Source organism: Nocardiopsis listeri (assembly GCF_020741345.1).
Classification (GTDB): domain Bacteria; phylum Actinomycetota; class Actinomycetes; order Streptosporangiales; family Streptosporangiaceae; genus Nocardiopsis; species Nocardiopsis listeri_A.
In genome coordinates, this window is record NZ_DYZD01000053.1 from 1 (window position 1) to 14,797 (window position 14,797).

Here is a 14,797-nt window from a genome sequence, read left to right on the forward strand (position 1 = left end):
GGCGTGGTTGACCGCTCACCGGCGTTTGGCCAGGGACTACGAGCGTGACCCCGCGGTGTCCGAGGCCATGGTGCGCTGGGCCGCGATTGGCCAGATGGCCCGCCGTCTCGCACGTGGACAAGATTCCGTCCGCCAGCGTGCCTGGACGGGCCAGGACCTCATTCCCTGACCCTTCTCAAACACGCTCTTAAGGTTCGTTCGATGATCCTGTTCAGCTCATTTGCGACAGGTGCGGTCTATTTCGTCCAAGGGGAAGATCGGTCCGCGTTTGAATTCTGCGAAGGCATATGTTCCCGAATCCCTATTCGTTCGCTTCTTTATCGAGTTTTTGGCGGAATCAATCGGGGATGTGTTCGTCGTCGCAGGGAAAATATTTGAGATCGTTGGCGTATCCCCGGTGTATCCCCACGCGGCGGGAAGAGAATGGGAGGATATTCGTCGTAGTTATATTCGACGTGGAAATTTCCAGGTCGAGTGATTGTGAATTTAATCGAAAAACAAGTCCCCTCTCCTTCTTGATGCATTCCTGCGCGTAAGTTGTCGAGAGAAGGTCCGGTAGTGCGGGGGCCCCAGTCTGCTATGTTCTTTCCATGTGCATCGCGCACTTGAAATTTAGAAGAGCCATGGTCGATTGCGGAATTGTTTCTATAAATTACCTTTCCCATCTTTGTGGTGCCCGCAAAATGATGGATCGACAGATCTCCTTGATGAGGTCGAGTTATTGGGTGTGGTCAGTATAGCCTCGTTTGGAATATTTACTCACCAAAGGATGTTCATTTTGTCAATCAAGTGGCGGTAGGTTGCTGTATCTCTGAGGTTCCATGGGGCACCATTAATGTTCCATTCCGTATTAAAGGCGGATGGTGGGGGTGTCGATGAACTTGCCAGATTTGGGTGGGTGTTCGATCTGGGGCGTGCTGGGATCGAACTCGCTAGTGATCTTCGCCTGGATGTCAGGTTTTCTAGATTTTAAGGAAATTGCATCGTTCCATTCGCCATTATTGAAATCCGTATTATTGAAGTTGTGCCACTCGTCTCCGTGTTTCAGTAGTCCGCGCCAGCTGCGCTCCAAGTTATAGAATGATCCGTCGATCGTCCCGAGTTCTTCGGAGAGTCGGTCAGAGAAGGCGATATTGCTCCGATTTTGGTTGATGTCGAAGCGCATGGGAGGCATGTTAAGAAGTTCTCCCGGGCCGAAAAACTGTGTGCCGAAGAGATGCCCTCCCTGAAATTCAACTTTCTGATATTGCGGAACCTCTCCCGGTTCCGGCCATCGTTTTTCTGTCCCTGGGCTCCTCATAGGATTTTCGTTGGAAGCGGTCAGAGGAGAGGCAGGCTACTCCAGGGAAGGTCTGTAAACCAAGGGGTGATCATCATTATCGAACCGTGATGCTATCTCCCATTTTGTCCTCCGGGCGAGAAGGTCAAAGAAGGCCTGAACCTTTTCGGGCGCGTCCATCCATCGAGCCTGGTCAACATCTATGACTGTGGGGTAGTCGTCGCTGGCGTCGGCTTCGATTCCGATCGTAATTCTTCCCATTTCTGGGCGCACCCCCTCGAAGGAAAATCGGAAGTCGCCTTCGATGATTTCCTGCTCTGAGGTCAATTCTGGGAATTCTCGAATTTCATTCAAAGCATCATCGAGCTCGGCGGAAATCCAGATGAATTCTACTCTCGACATGCCACTCCTTAGGGCCAGATAATAACGTAACCGTCGCCAATGATGATCAATTCATCTAGGTCTCCTCCATTTTGATGCAGAGTCCGCCCAATGGATTGCATGACTGTTTCGCTGTCGACTTGAGGTCCACGCAAATCCAAGGCCATCATGCTCGACTGCTTCCTCCCTTTTCGGATGTTCGCTTCAATGGCCCGGGGGCTACTGGATTCGAGAATTTTGAATTCAATTGTTTTTTCTGTGCCCGAAATGACGGCATCCGGAGTTGTTCTCCCATCCACTGTCGATTCAGCGACCGACTGAACCCTTATTCCGTGATCCAAGAGGAATTGTGCAACTTCTCGCTCCTTGGGCTCAAAGCTTTCCCAGCCTTCATCGATCAGGCCGTCGCGTCGCAGGTCGTCAACCGCAACTTGGGATTCTGAATATCGGCCCGGAGTAGTCTGATCGGGACGAGGGACTCTGCCTTCCGTGTCCACCTTATTCGGGAAAACATCCAGTAATCTTTCCTGGTTTTGCGTCGGCGAGTTCGTGGCATCCTCGCCATCGCCGGTGCCGTCACCACGGTCGTTGGTGCCGTCATCGCCGAGTCCGGTGCGGTCGTGGGGAGGTTGGTCGCCCCCACCTTCGCCTCCGCTGCCGGTGGCGGGTGTGGGGCGCTCGGTCTCCTCGTGTGGACCGGTCCTGCCCCTTGCATCATTATCGTGGTGCTGGTCGGGAAGGTCGTCCTGGCGGTCGGACCCATCATCGCGGGGGCCTTGACCGCCCTCCTCGTTCCGGGGAGCGCTGGAGCCCTCGGATTGGGGGTCGTTGCCAGAACGCGGCTTCGACGTGGAAGTCTCCAGCTCCCGTTCGGGGTTTCTCGGTGCGTCCATGTCTTCGCGTCGAGACGGGGATGCTGACTGATCGTCCCCCGTGGGACGACGTTGAGAGTCTTCGCTGCGGGGACGGTCTGTCGACCCCTCGCCTTCCTGCGACGGGCTGCTCTCGCCCCGATGTGGTGTGGTCGGGCCCTGAGGGGCCGGGGCGCCACCGGAAGTGGGCCGGTCTGGAGTGGGTGACGGCGTGGGTCGGTGCTGCTCGGGATCGAGCAGCGATTCCTGCGTCATCGCGAGTTGGTCGGCGAAACGTTCGTTGGTCGACGTGGCGCCATCCGGGCGATCCTGAGGGAGCGGGCTGCTGGGCCAGCCCTCGGCCCCGGGCCCACCACGCGCCCTGAAATCGTCGGAGCTCCCTGAACCGGTTCCGCCAGAGCCGGTGCCAGGGGAACCGTCGGAGCCGGAACCGCCGGTTGGCGCGTCCACCCCCGACCCGAGCACGATCTTGACCAGCTTGAGCGGCAGGCCACCGGTCATCATGACGGCGTTCGCGGCGATGGTGGTGTTGGAGTAGGCGACTCCGTCATCACGAGTGGACCAGGCGGTGTGACCTTCGATCAACTCGTCCTTGGTGGCCTCCATGTTGCCGAGCCACCGGTCCCACCCGGCACCGGCACCTTCTTGTCCCCCTTCGCCCGGTTCCCACAACCACCCGTGTTCGTCGTGGATGCCGATCAGGGCTGCCGCGTCCAACCTCGCGTCGTTCCAGGCGGCCTTGGCGTTGTCCCACTGGCCGGGCAGATCCATGCGCCACCCGTTGTCCGCGTGCCAGTAGCCGAGTTTGGACACCACTCCGACCGCCGAGCCCCACAACGCGTCGGTGATCACTGTGTCCCAAAGGGCTTGTCCGTAGGGATTGTCGAACTTCGCCAGTTCGGGGTGGAACTCACTGCCGGCCCAGGCGGTGAGATCGTTGGCGAACTGGTTCGCGCCCTCGTAGCCGAAGTCGGTGTTGATCTCACCGGCATCGGTGGGCAACCCGTAGACGAGAGTGTTGTCTCCACTCGCCTGGTCGGGTGAGGCGTAGGCGGGTCCGTCGAAGAGGTTCGAGATCCGGGTGGCGCAGTCGTTCTCGGCTTCGTTGAAGGTGGCCCAGGTCGTGTTGACCGCGCTCTTGAGCCGGAGGTTCTCCGCGAAGGCCCACTCATCGGTCTCATCGTCCTTGGTCAACCACCACACCTTGTTGTCATGGTTGCGGTTCCAAAGACTCTGAGCCTCGATCTTGAGGGTGTTGAGTTCGCTTCGGGCGGTCTTGGCGGCTTCGGCGAGATCCTCCAGCGCGCCGGCGACGGTGGACAGGTCGGTTTCCAGGCCATCACCACGGTCCACGACCGGGTCCATCTTGGCGAAGAGCGTCTCGCTCTCGGGGGCCTCGTAGTGGGCTTGAAGACCCTGCCAGGTGGAACGCATGTCCTCGGCCCCACTGGCGATGTCCTCCCCGCCGCTGCGTAGCGTTTCAGCGGCGTAGTTGAGGGACCACACGTCGGTCAGGGGATAGGGGATGGCCTCAGGGTCGATCAGCGTGAACGGATTCGGGTCCACGCCGTCCTGGGGCTCGGTGGGTTCGAAACTCACCAGGAAGCCTTCCGGGGGAACTGGAGCGGGGGGTGGGGTGGGGGTGATGCTCAGGGGAGGTCAGAGGTCGAGGTTCTCAGCTGTACCAGCCTGACGTTGCGCTTCGGCGGCCATGTCCTCCTGGCCCTGGGTATAGGCCGTGGTGGCGTCGGTGGCTCCTTGCAGGCACGACAGGCTCCCTGTGAACATGGAGTCGGTCTCGCCGCTGAAGTGTTCGAAGAATCCGGACAGGGCCGATTCCACCGGTGGGCTCTTGGCATTGGACAACGCCATGTCGATCCCGTCCGAAGTGGAGTCGATGGTGGAGGAGAAGCCGCCACCCTCCAAACCGAGTTGGTCACCGAGGTCGGTCAGCACCAGCGAGACCCCGTAGACGTCGATGCTCCATTCACTCATCGCTCCTCCTCGTCGGGGGTGGGGGTGAATCGGTGCGGGTGGAACTCCGCTCCGGGGTCGCTCTCCACTCGGCCGGCGGCGATACGGTCGGCCTCGACCATGTCCTGCTCGATGACATGGGCCCTCAGGCGGTTCAACGCGGTGCGAACACCGCCGACGGCCTTGGCCATCCGCTGCCCGATGGGTTTGGTGCCGGGCTCGTTCGTACCGAATTCGGAGGACCGTAGGTCCCCGGGGCGCTCATTCGTGGGTGTGGGGCGCGCAAGTCCGGAGACGGCATCGTCACCGGTGCCCTCCGGGGGCTCGGCCATCTCGAATTTCATCCACAGGTTCCTTGCGTCCGTTCCCGGCTCCACACGAGCCAGCCGCCTTGTGTCAGCAGTATGCACACATGGGGTGACTCTCCATGAGTGGTCATGGTTCGCCGGAAAGCGGTTGAAAGGAATTGAAGGGGCGATTGCCTGCCCTCCGTCACAAGGCGTGCAGGTGAGCGGGGACATGAATCTGAAGTCGTGATGTACGTCACTTCTTGGCAGGGTGATTTTATGGGGATTTGTGAAGGGCACCGCGCATCGGACTGGAGGGGGCGGGTCCCTTCGTGCCTGTGGGATCAGGCCGATGCGGACAGGTAGGCCGATTGCCGCCGTGCGAGTTCCAGGGCGCGCATGGGCGCGGCCGCGTCTTCCAACACCGGATACCAAACCGACTGCCGGTCGCCCTCACCAAGGAGCACACCCGGAATCGGTCCGGCCTGGGCGGCTCCGGGACCGATACGGAGCAGGTGCTCTGGGCCTATCGCCATGCCGACCGGAACGGCGGGTCCCGTCCACACCGGTTCGTAGGTGAGGTCGGGGCGACCGGGAAGCCGGCGCACACGCAACGCCTCCAAAAGCCCCGCCCCGGCCAAGGCCTCCACCAGAGTGGGTAGTCCCTCGAAAGGCACCGTGTTCTCGTTCTCGAACCCGATGACCACCGAAATCCGTTCCAGGACCTGCCTTCCACGCCAGGAGAGACGGAACTGTCCCGAGAACGCGGGTTCTCGCCCCAGCGGTCCGGACAGGTACAGGATCCATGGCCGGGGTCTGCGTTGAAGAGCCGGTTTCGCGATGCGTGCACGGTCCCAGGCCATGAGGGCGGGCTCGTGGGGGCCCCAGACCGATGGTTTCGCTCCGGTGAGGTGCTCGGTGATGATCTGCGTGGCCCGCCCCAACTCCGGGGTGAAGGGGTCTTGATGCAGAACGGACACGTCCACCACCAGGTGGGTTCCCGATGTTTCGGCGAAGTCGGCGAGGAACCCGGAGACCGGTGCCGCGTCGGGGTGCCTTTCGGTCCAGTTCGGCCCGATCGGTTCCTTGACCGGCCGGAAACCGTAGGTCTTGTCCCAGTGCACGGCCAATCCGGTGAGGCCGTCGAAGTGTCCACCATCCTCGCCCTGAACGACCCAGCGCCCCGAAGGTCCGGCCAGGAAGGCGCGGGTCGCGTAGGTGAGCCGCGTGGTGGCGGGGGTGAGCACCTGGAGCGTTTTCTCCCGTCCGTGGGTGGCCACCGTGTCGCTGAGCCAGGAGGAGAACGGGACCACGTCCCGGTCCTGGGCGACCAGGAGCGCCCGGTCCGCAGTTCGCTCGGCCGCGGGGTGCTGGGTGTCCTCCCACAGGTCGAAGTCGGCGATCCCTGAGGTCCACACCGCCCCGCCGAGTCGTAGCGCGAGTCCATCGGAGAACCTGTGCGCGACCTCACGGCCCTGTTCGTCGGGGCGTGCGCGGATCTCCACCCACCAGTAGGACTCCGGGAGGCCGGCCACGACGTCCTCACCGAGCAGACGGACTACGTCGTCGGTTCGTTCCACCTCCCGGCCGGGCTCCAGGGTGGCCAGCAATCGTCCGTCCTGGTCTCGAACCTGGAGGACGTCGGTGTTCCCGTGCCAGTGCAGTCGCAGTTCCGGGTCGACGTCCTGCAAGGCGTGCACCATCGCCTGTTCATCGGGTCGTCCGGCGACCAGGGCCACCACGTCGTAGCTCAACGACTCTCCTTCGTTGTCCGGTGGGGGTGACCGGCCATCGTCCGAAACAGCCACGGGCGGGCCACTTTTCGTGGCTGAGCATAACCAGATCCTCACGGAACATCCGACGCGTCCCCTTGAGCCCACGCTCCCCACCGGCCAGCGCGGTCGGCTTCCGATCTGGGAAGCCGACCACCGTACGTGTTCGCGGATCCTGTCCCGGTCCTCGGGAAAGACGGTTTCCCATTCCTGCTCCAGGGGGATCCAAGCGGCCGGTTGGCCGTCCTCCCCGGCCAGAGGAAGCTCCCGGCCGATGGTCGCCACGTACGAGAGCCCCAGTGAGGGATCCCAGTCCGAACGGTAGGAACGAACACTGACGGCGGCGGGCACGGGATCGAGGTCCCCGGCCACGCCGGTTTCCTCCAGGAGTTCGCGAGCGGCCGCTTCGATCGGTGTTTCCCCGAAGTCGACCTTGCCCCCGGGAGGTACCCATCCGCGCCGGCGGTGCCGAACGAGCAGGACATGGCGGTGCTCGTGATCGAGTGCCCAGACCTCCGCCGCGATGGGGGCCATGGGTCCGTGGCGCGCTTCCTCCAACCAGGCTCGGGCGTCATCGAACTCGCGGGTGGCCCGAAGAGCGTCGAACGGCACCGCGTCCATGGTTCTCGGGGAGATGGGGGCGTGCGTCATTCGAGCCACTGTAGAGGGGAGGAACTCGCCTTCACGCTCACCGAAGCCGACATCGACGGTGTGGAGTTCCTCGTCGGGACGGAGCTCGCGGCCGAGGAAGCGCACCTGATGAGCGTCGTGGAGGTCGTCGGCCTCGTGGTGGCCACCGTGGTCCTGTTCGTCATGTTGGGCACGTTCGTCGGCGTCGGCGTGGGTGTGCTGTTGACCGTGTCCGCCTCGGCGTTCGTGGAAATGATGGCCATCACGCCGACACTCGGGCTGATGCTCGGTCTGGCGGTGGGCATCGACTACGCGCTGTTCATCCTGCACCGACACCGAACCCAGCTCAAAGAGGGCATGAGCGTGGCCGACTCCGTCCCGCTGGCGAACGGCACGGCCGGCAACGCGGTGTTGTTCGCCGGTGCCACCGTCATCATCGCGCTGCCCACGTCGGGCCGTCGCCGACCTTCCCGGCGGCCTTCGAGACGATGCCGCCCAGCAGTACCGGATCGACATCGCCGAGGAACTCGGGCGGCACCCCGGCATCGTTTCGGTGGTGCCCGCCGCCCTCAACGACGAGAACACGGTCGCCGCGTTCCAGGTCATCCCGGTGGACGGCCCCACCGCCGAATCCACCGAAGCGCTGGTGCACGAGTTCCGCGACGGCGACCCGCTGGAGGGGACCCGACTGGACGAGGTGGAACTGTCGGTCGCTGGATGGCCCGCGGCCAACATCGACATCTCCGACATCATCGCCGACGCGCTGCCTCTCTACCTGGTGTTGGTCATCGTCCTCTCACTGGTGCTGATGGTCATGGTGTTCCGGTCGCTGCTGCTGCCGCTGATCGCCACCCTCGGCTTCGTCGGATCCTTCGCCGGGGCGATGGGAGCCGCCGTCGCGGTGTTCCAGTGGGGTTGGTTCGGTGAGCTCTTCCCGTTCGGAGACCCCGCACCCGTGCTCACCTTCATGCCGGTCATCGCGGTCGGTGTGCTCTTCGGTCTGGCCATGGACTACCAGCTCTTCACCGCCTCGAGGATGCGCGAGGCCTACGTCCAGGGCTCGGACCCGCGGCTCGCGGTCCGACAGGGCCTGCGCGCGGGACGCTCGGTCGTGGTCGCGGCCGCACTGGTCATGGCGTCGATCTTCGCGGGCTTCGCGTTCGGCCCGGACCCGATGTCGGCCCCCTTGGGGTTGGGGTTGATCGTGGGGGTGCTCATCGACGCCTTCGTGGTCCGACTGTTGTTGGTGCCCGCCCTGCTGCACCTGTGCGGACCCGCCGCCTGGTACATCCCGAAATGGCTCGACCCGATCCTGCCCGACGTCGATGTGGAGGGTGTGGCACTGGAGCGGCCCCAGGCCGCCAAAGCCTCGGACGGGCCCGCCGAACGAGTGGGAGCGGGCCGGGACTGAACCGGTTTCGTCAGGTGGCCACCGGGCCGGCGAAGACCGGCGGTCGCCGATCTGTGAGTCCGCCGCGTCGGCTCGCGTGCGGGGCAGGCCGAGGGCGAAGCGGGCCCGCGCGCGGGGTCGCCCGTGGCTGTCGTGCGTGACCCGAGTGGCGGAATGGATACACCCGGGGGTATGTTGTCGTCCACAGGGTGAAAGGAGGCCGACATGAAGCCTGAAATGGTGGGCGACGCGATCACGCGACTCAAACGTGCCCAGGGTCAACTCTCCGGTGTCATCTCCATGATGGAGGAGGGGGAGGACTGCGCGGCCGTCCTGCAGCAGTTGGCCGCGGTCTCCCGCGCCCTGGACCGGGCCGGGTTCAAGATCGTTGCGAGCGGTATGCGGCACTGCAACGCCGCGCGCGAGCGGGGTGAGGAGCCCGAGCTCACCGAGGAGGAGCTGGAGAAGCTCTTCCTGGCCCTGGCCTGACGCTTCGCGGGCGCGCGACCTCACGGGCCCGCGCCCGCGAAGCGAACCTCTGTAGGGACAGCCTTGTCCTCGACCGGGGTGTACCCCTGACGTTCGGATACTCCCCCCGGTATAGAGCGACCCCGGCCGTCCGACGCTTTCCCGAACCAAGGTCCCCATCCGTTCCCCGGATACTCCCCGGGGTATTCGGATCGGATCCGCCACCACGAAAGGAAAACCATGAGCGACCACGACATCGACGCGCGCGCCGTGCGCGACCTCCTCGAAACCGATCCGCACACCCTGCTCGTGGACGTGCGCACCCCCGCCGAATACGAGAGCTCCCACATCCCCGGTGCGATCAACCTGCCCCTGGGGCGCGTGGACGCGCACCTGGAGCGCATCGTCGCCGACGCCGGGGGCCGGCTCGTCCTGGTCTGTCAGTCCGGAAGTCGGGCCGGGCAATGCCGGGACAAACTGGCCGGGGCCGGGCTGAGCGACACGGTCGTGATGAACGGCGGCATGAACGCCTGGGCGGCCCAGGGCGCCCCCGTCGTTCGGGGCCGTGAGAAGTGGGCGCTCGAACGCCAGGTCCGGTTGGTGGCCGGCGTCATCGTCCTGACCTCAGTACTCGCCTCCTTGGTGTGGCCCCCCGCGGTGGCCCTCGCCGGGATCGTCGGCGCCGGTCTGGCCTTCGCGGCCATCACCGACACCTGCGCCATGGGCATGGCGTTGGCGCGCCTGCCCTACAACCAGCCGTACAACGACGTCGACATCGAGGACTCCCTCTCGCGGATCGGCGCTCGCCGTTGAGCGTCGTGGGCAGGGGTGAACTCTGTCCCTCGGATACTCCCCGGAGTATCCGGTCCGTGCGAGCACGCCACATCGAACTCTCCACACCGAACACTTCGACCAAGGAGCAAGCATGTTGCTGGAACGCGTCTACGATCACGACCTCTCCCAGGCCGGCTACTTCATCGGCTGTCAGGCCAGGGGAGAGGCCATCGTGGTCGACGCCCGCCGAGACATCGACGACTACCTCGACCTGGCCCGCGCACACGGCATGCGGATCGTGGCCGTGACCGAGACCCACATCCACGCCGACTACCTCTCCGGCACCCGTGAACTCGCGGCGGCGACCGGCGCCACTGTGTACGTCTCCGGGGAAGGCGGCCAGGACTGGCAGTACGGCTTCGAGGCGCAGCGGCTCCGCGACGGAGACACCATCACCGTCGGCAACGTCACCGTGCGGGCACGCCACACACCCGGACACACACCCGAACACCTGTCGTTCCTGGTCACCGATGGTGCCTTCAGTCGGGAACCGGGCTACATGCTCTCCGGCGACTTCGTCTTCGCGGGGGACCTGGGCCGCCCCGACCTGCTCGACGAGGCCGCCGGAGGGGTCGACACCCGGTTCGAGGGCGCACGTCTGCTCTTCACCAGTCTGCGCGAGGTGTTCTCGACCCTGCCCGACCACGTACAGGTCCTGCCCGGGCACGGCGCGGGCAGTGCCTGCGGTAAGGCCCTCGGCGCGCTCCCGGCCACCACGGTCGGCTATGAACGGCTCAACGCCTGGTGGGGGCCGTACCTGCGCGAAGACGACATGGACGGCTTCGTGGAGGAACTGCTCGACGGCCAACCCGACGTCCACGCCTACTTCGCGCGGATGAAACGTCAGAACAAGGAAGGCCCGCGGGTCCTGGGGCCGCTCACTCCGCCGCCCGAACTCGGCGTCGAGGAGATCCGACGGTCCCTGGACCAGGACGAGATCGTCCTCGTGGACACCCGATCCCACACCGATGTCCACCGGGGAACCGTGGCCGGAGCGCTGCACATCCCCGGCCCGGATAAGGCCGCGTCCTTCGGTGCCTGGGCCTATGACCCCGAGACCGAGACCCGGCCCCTGGTGTTGTTCACCTCCGACGCGGACGACGCCCGGAAGGTGCGCGACCACCTGCTCCGCGTGGGCATCGACCGCGTGGCCGGTCACACCACCACGATGGAGGGCCTGCCGACGTTCGTGCCGGAACGCGTCACCCCGACCGAGCTGGCCGAAGCCGACGTCGCGCTCGTCCTGGACGTGCGCAACAAGGCCGAACACGCCGAGGGGCACATCCCGGGGGCACGACGGCTCAGCGCCGGTCGGGTCCTGTGGGACCTCGACGCTCTGCCGAGCCAGGGCACCATCGTGAGCTACTGCCAGGCGGGCGTGCGTAGCTCCGTGGCCGCCGGGGCCCTGCGCCGAGCCGGATACCACGTCGTCGAGCTCGACGGAGGTTACGCGAACTGGGCGGCCCGGGAACAGGCCCGGGCCACCTCACCCGAGGCCACCACCGAGTGATGACCGGGGGCGGTGCCGGATCCGTGTCCCACACCAGGGGGAGAGGGCACCGCCCGCACCCGCCACCGGCGGCCGGCCTCAGCCGGGCCCACCAACGGTCGGCCGCGCCCACGTCGCCCGGCCTCGAGAGGAAATTCGAACATGGAGTTCCAACCCGTCCTCGTCCTCGGCCTCGCCATGGTGGTGGGGCTCGCCCTCGGACTGCTCGGAGGCGGCGGTTCCATCCTGATGGTCCCGCTGTTGACCTACGTCGCGGGGATGGAGCCCAAGGAGGCCATCGTCGCGTCCCTGTTCGTCGTCGGCACCACCTCATTCGTCGGTATGTTCACGCACGCGCGGGCGGGCAACGTCCGGTGGCGCACCGGGCTGGTGTTCGGGGCCTCCGGTATGGCGGGGGCCTTCCTCGGCGGCCTGGCGGGCGGGTACCTACCGGGCGCCCTGTTGATGATCGCCTTCGCCCTGATGATGGTGGCCACCGCCGCGACCATGCTCCGGGGGAAGGCCGCGGTCATCGACCGGGCCGCGGAGCCCGGAGCGCTCCCCCTGCGGCGGATCATCCTGGACGGTGTGGCGGTCGGGGTGATCACCGGGCTCGTCGGCGCCGGGGGAGGGTTCCTCGTCGTGCCGGCCCTGGCCCTGCTCGGTGGCCTGGCCATGCCGGCGGCGGTGGGGACCTCCCTGCTCGTGATCGCGATGAAGTCCTTCGCCGGACTCACCGGCTACCTGACGAGCGTGAGCCCGGACTGGGCACTGGTGGCGATGGTGACCGCCGCCGCGGTCGCGGGGTCGCTCGTCGGCGCTCTCCTGACCTCCCGAGTGCCCGAGACCGCGCTGCGCAAGGGTTTTGGGGGATTCGTTCTGGTCATGGGTGTGCTCGTACTGACCCAGGAGCTCCCGGAGCCCTTCGGCCCGGTCCCGGCGGTGGTCGTGGCGGTCCTGGTCGGGGTGGTGCTGGTGTGCCGACTGACCGGCGCCCACTGTCCGCTGATGGCACCCCTGCGGCCACAGACCTGAGACCCGACATCGCGCCCCGGGTGGAGCGGAACCGGCCCTGCCAGGATCGGTTCCACCCCGGCCGGGTTCGGGGATTCCGACGAAGAAAATCATCGAAGATCCGCTGGAAGGCGAATTCCACACGTGGGGGAATCCACGGATCCGGTGGACGGAGTCGGGTGTGTTCACCGTTCCCACGTGTGCGCCGTATTGGAACAGCGACCACCGGGTTCCGTTGGCGTGGGGGATGTCGGTGGTCTGGAATTTCTCCCACTGATCAGGGTCGGGTTTCCCGTTCACGCGTACCGGAAGACGGGGTGTCCGGGACGTTCGGTCTCGATGCGATCCACGCGATCGCGCGGTCTCCGCGGAGATCGAGGCCGTGGCCCGCTCGCGCCCGGAACCGGGCAGGACGGATCTCCTCGCAGGCGACCACGGGAGAACCCATCATCCGCTCGGCTGCGCCGCGCACCCGGGAGTCGGCCGCCTCGTCGACGAATCCACGCACCGAAGCGTCGACCCTCCTGGCGGAAAATGAGGCTCGTCCCGGAGATCTCAGCGGTTGCCGGGATTCGTGCGAGGTGGCGCACATGTGACTTCCGAAAACCGAGGAACGGACACCCGTGTCAAGGGAGCGGTCAAAGGACTGAAGAGGTCGAATTCCACCTTTCCTGGAATCGGGGGTGGTTTCTTCTCCCGGGCGGAGTTTTCATGGTGCTCCATGAGGGCCGGTATGTGTTCGTTGTCGAGGGATGGTCAACGGTTCCGCGGGATGTGGCGTCAACAATGTGGCGCGTGCGCTCTCGCTTCCGAGGAGGCGCCCCGAAACGCGCCGCACCCCCGTTCCCGTCATGGAAGGCGCACGATGTTCAGCCAGGGCCGCTTGACCCGAGGCCGGGGAACCGATCCACGACGGATGGTGTTCGCCGTCCTGGACCTGGAGACCACCGGACTGCACCCCGAGCAGGGGGACCGCGTCTGTGAGGTGGCCGTCGTGCGCATGCGCGGTGACGGCACCGTCCTGGACGAGTACTCGACCCTGGTCGCCCCCGGCGTCCCTTTGCGCAACGCCGAGTTCCACCAGATCACCGAAGCCCAGATCGCGCGGGCCCCCTCGTTCGCCGACATCGCGGGTGACCTGATCGCGTACCTGTCCGACGCGGTCGTGGTGGCGCACAATCTGCCCTTCGAAGAGGGGTTCTTGCGGGCCGAGTTCGGCGCGCTCAACATTCGGGCCTGGGGACTGCCCGGGTTGTGCACCCTGCACACCCTGCGCACCCAACTGGACCGGCACGGATACAAGCAGAGCCGGCTCTACCAACTCATGACGGGGGAGTGGATGCGTGGACAGCACCACGCCCTCGCCGACGCCCGCCACCTGGCGCGGATGCTCTCCCTCCTGCTCAACGAGTCGCCCGCGCCGCTGTCCTGGGTGGGGCCGGGGCCCACGGCGGCCCCACCGTTGCCCCGCAGCGGGCGCATCGCACCGCGCACCTTCGGTCTGCGCCGGGGACAGGAGGGGTGGTTGGCCAACCTCGCCGCGGGTCTGCCGAACACCAACCCCTCGCCCCGGCCGCACCCCCAGGGCATGGCGGCCTACCGTTCCATGCTCGGCCACGCCTTGGAAGACGGGAGGATCGTCGGTGAGGAGGCGCATCGGCTCGCCGAACTCGCCACCGCCGCCGGGCTCACACAGACCACGATCGGGCAGGTGCACGAACAGGTCCTGGTGGAGGCGCGGGTCAGGGCCGAGGCCGACGGGGTGGTCACCAGCGTCGAGCTTCGGGAGTTGGAGAGGGCGGCTCACAACCTCGGCACAGGCCACGCCATCAAGGACCTCCTCTACGTCGCCGAACAGGAACGAGCCCGCAAGAAGGGCCCGCTGAAGGGCTGGCGGGTCGTACCGATCGGGGAGTCTCCGGCGATGAGCGCTGTCATGGACTACGCCGTGGCTCAAGGGGCCACGGCCGGGGTGAACGTCACCAAGACCACGCGTCTGGTGATCGCCGAGGCGGGTGAAACCGACCCCAAGGTCGAACGGGCCTTGCAGAACGGACATCGGGTGCTCCCGCCGGCGCAGGCCTGGGACGCGCTTCGTGCCGCCTCCGATCGGCGAGAGGCCGGACTGTTCGCCGACGGTGGCAGCGCGCAGATCGCTTCCGGGGCGGGCGCGCGCCCGACCGAGTCGGAGGAGCAGGCGCCTTGGCAGAGCTTCTGGCGCCCCGAGGAGTTGGGAGAGGGCGAGTACCACCGGCGTTTCGTCGCGCCCTTCGCCGAGCGGGACCGTGCCACGGCGCCCGTCGCGGCGACCGAGAGCAAGGGCGGCTGTGCCGGCGTGCTGTTGCTCTTCACGGCGATCGGTGGGGCGCTTACCGGCGGCGTCGGCGGGCTCTGGCCGTTCTAGGCC

General features: G+C 65.8%; 12 protein-coding genes and 1 pseudogene. 7 read left to right on the plus strand and 6 right to left on the minus strand.

Going from position 1 to position 14,797, the window contains the following annotated elements:
- Positions 1-850: 850 nt before the first annotated feature.
- From K8V84_RS03000 to K8V84_RS03025, 6 genes are all read right to left on the minus strand, one after another.
- On the minus strand, positions 851-1,165 hold the full coding sequence (locus K8V84_RS03000; RefSeq protein WP_304070038.1) for a hypothetical protein: 315 nt from the start codon (positions 1,163-1,165) through the stop codon (positions 851-853).
- Positions 1,166-1,336: 171 nt separating this feature from the next.
- Positions 1,337-1,681 (minus strand): hypothetical protein, encoded by a 345-nt coding sequence (locus K8V84_RS03005; RefSeq protein WP_304070041.1) that lies wholly within the window; start codon positions 1,679-1,681, stop codon positions 1,337-1,339.
- An 8-nt stretch (positions 1,682-1,689) separates the two neighbouring features.
- Positions 1,690-4,131, minus strand: a complete 2,442-nt coding sequence (locus K8V84_RS03010) for a hypothetical protein (RefSeq protein ID WP_304070044.1) — start codon at positions 4,129-4,131, stop codon at positions 1,690-1,692.
- A gap of 60 nt (positions 4,132-4,191) precedes the next feature.
- Entirely contained in the window at positions 4,192-4,527 is a 336-nt protein-coding gene (locus K8V84_RS03015; RefSeq protein ID WP_304070046.1) for a DUF6507 family protein, read from the minus strand.
- Positions 4,524-4,850, minus strand: a complete 327-nt coding sequence (locus K8V84_RS03020) for a cell envelope biogenesis protein TolA (protein ID WP_304070048.1) — start codon at positions 4,848-4,850, stop codon at positions 4,524-4,526. Before K8V84_RS03020 ends, K8V84_RS03015 begins: the two co-directional genes overlap by 4 nt.
- Before the next feature lie 287 nt (positions 4,851-5,137).
- Positions 5,138-7,216, minus strand: a complete 2,079-nt coding sequence (locus tag K8V84_RS03025; RefSeq protein ID WP_369696598.1) for a DUF6177 family protein — start codon at positions 7,214-7,216, stop codon at positions 5,138-5,140.
- A 162-nt stretch (positions 7,217-7,378) separates the two neighbouring features.
- Between K8V84_RS03025 and K8V84_RS25825 the strand changes: the two are divergent.
- The 7 genes and pseudogenes from K8V84_RS25825 to K8V84_RS03060 form a co-directional block, all read left to right on the plus strand.
- Positions 7,379-7,579 (plus strand): annotated as a pseudogene (locus tag K8V84_RS25825) (MMPL family transporter); the annotation flags it as partial.
- Between the two features lie 37 nt (positions 7,580-7,616).
- Positions 7,617-8,606, plus strand: a complete 990-nt coding sequence (locus K8V84_RS03035; protein WP_304070051.1) for an MMPL family transporter — start codon at positions 7,617-7,619, stop codon at positions 8,604-8,606.
- Positions 8,607-8,822: 216 nt separating this feature from the next.
- On the plus strand, positions 8,823-9,074 hold the full coding sequence (locus K8V84_RS03040; RefSeq protein WP_304070200.1) for a metal-sensitive transcriptional regulator: 252 nt from the start codon (positions 8,823-8,825) through the stop codon (positions 9,072-9,074).
- Between the two features lie 219 nt (positions 9,075-9,293).
- Positions 9,294-9,866, plus strand: coding sequence for a rhodanese-like domain-containing protein (locus tag K8V84_RS03045; protein ID WP_304070054.1), 573 nt, complete (start codon positions 9,294-9,296; stop codon positions 9,864-9,866).
- Between the two features lie 112 nt (positions 9,867-9,978).
- On the plus strand, positions 9,979-11,397 hold the full coding sequence (locus K8V84_RS03050) for an MBL fold metallo-hydrolase (RefSeq protein WP_304070057.1): 1,419 nt from the start codon (positions 9,979-9,981) through the stop codon (positions 11,395-11,397).
- Positions 11,398-11,538: 141 nt separating this feature from the next.
- Positions 11,539-12,411 (plus strand): sulfite exporter TauE/SafE family protein, encoded by an 873-nt coding sequence (locus K8V84_RS03055; protein WP_304070060.1) that lies wholly within the window; start codon positions 11,539-11,541, stop codon positions 12,409-12,411.
- A gap of 895 nt (positions 12,412-13,306) precedes the next feature.
- A complete protein-coding gene (locus tag K8V84_RS03060) occupies positions 13,307-14,794 on the plus strand; it encodes a 3'-5' exonuclease (RefSeq protein ID WP_304070063.1) in 1,488 nt (495 codons plus the stop codon).
- Positions 14,795-14,797 lie beyond the last annotated feature (3 nt).

Coding starts and splice junctions, on each gene's coding strand:
- K8V84_RS03000 (WP_304070038.1), bottom strand. CDS start 1,165: ATGCGCTTCGACATCAACCAAAATCGGAGCAATATCGCCTTCTCTGAC.
- K8V84_RS03005 (WP_304070041.1), bottom strand. CDS start 1,681: ATGTCGAGAGTAGAATTCATCTGGATTTCCGCCGAGCTCGATGATGCT.
- K8V84_RS03015 (WP_304070046.1), bottom strand. CDS start 4,527: ATGAGTGAATGGAGCATCGACGTCTACGGGGTCTCGCTGGTGCTGACC.
- K8V84_RS03020 (WP_304070048.1), bottom strand. CDS start 4,850: ATGAAATTCGAGATGGCCGAGCCCCCGGAGGGCACCGGTGACGATGCC.
- K8V84_RS03025 (WP_369696598.1), bottom strand. CDS start 7,216: ATGACGCACGCCCCCATCTCCCCGAGAACCATGGACGCGGTGCCGTTC.
- K8V84_RS03040 (WP_304070200.1), top strand. CDS start 8,823: ATGGTGGGCGACGCGATCACGCGACTCAAACGTGCCCAGGGTCAACTC.
- K8V84_RS03045 (WP_304070054.1), top strand. CDS start 9,294: ATGAGCGACCACGACATCGACGCGCGCGCCGTGCGCGACCTCCTCGAA.
- K8V84_RS03050 (WP_304070057.1), top strand. CDS start 9,979: ATGTTGCTGGAACGCGTCTACGATCACGACCTCTCCCAGGCCGGCTAC.
- K8V84_RS03055 (WP_304070060.1), top strand. CDS start 11,539: ATGGAGTTCCAACCCGTCCTCGTCCTCGGCCTCGCCATGGTGGTGGGG.
- K8V84_RS03060 (WP_304070063.1), top strand. CDS start 13,307: ATGGTGTTCGCCGTCCTGGACCTGGAGACCACCGGACTGCACCCCGAG.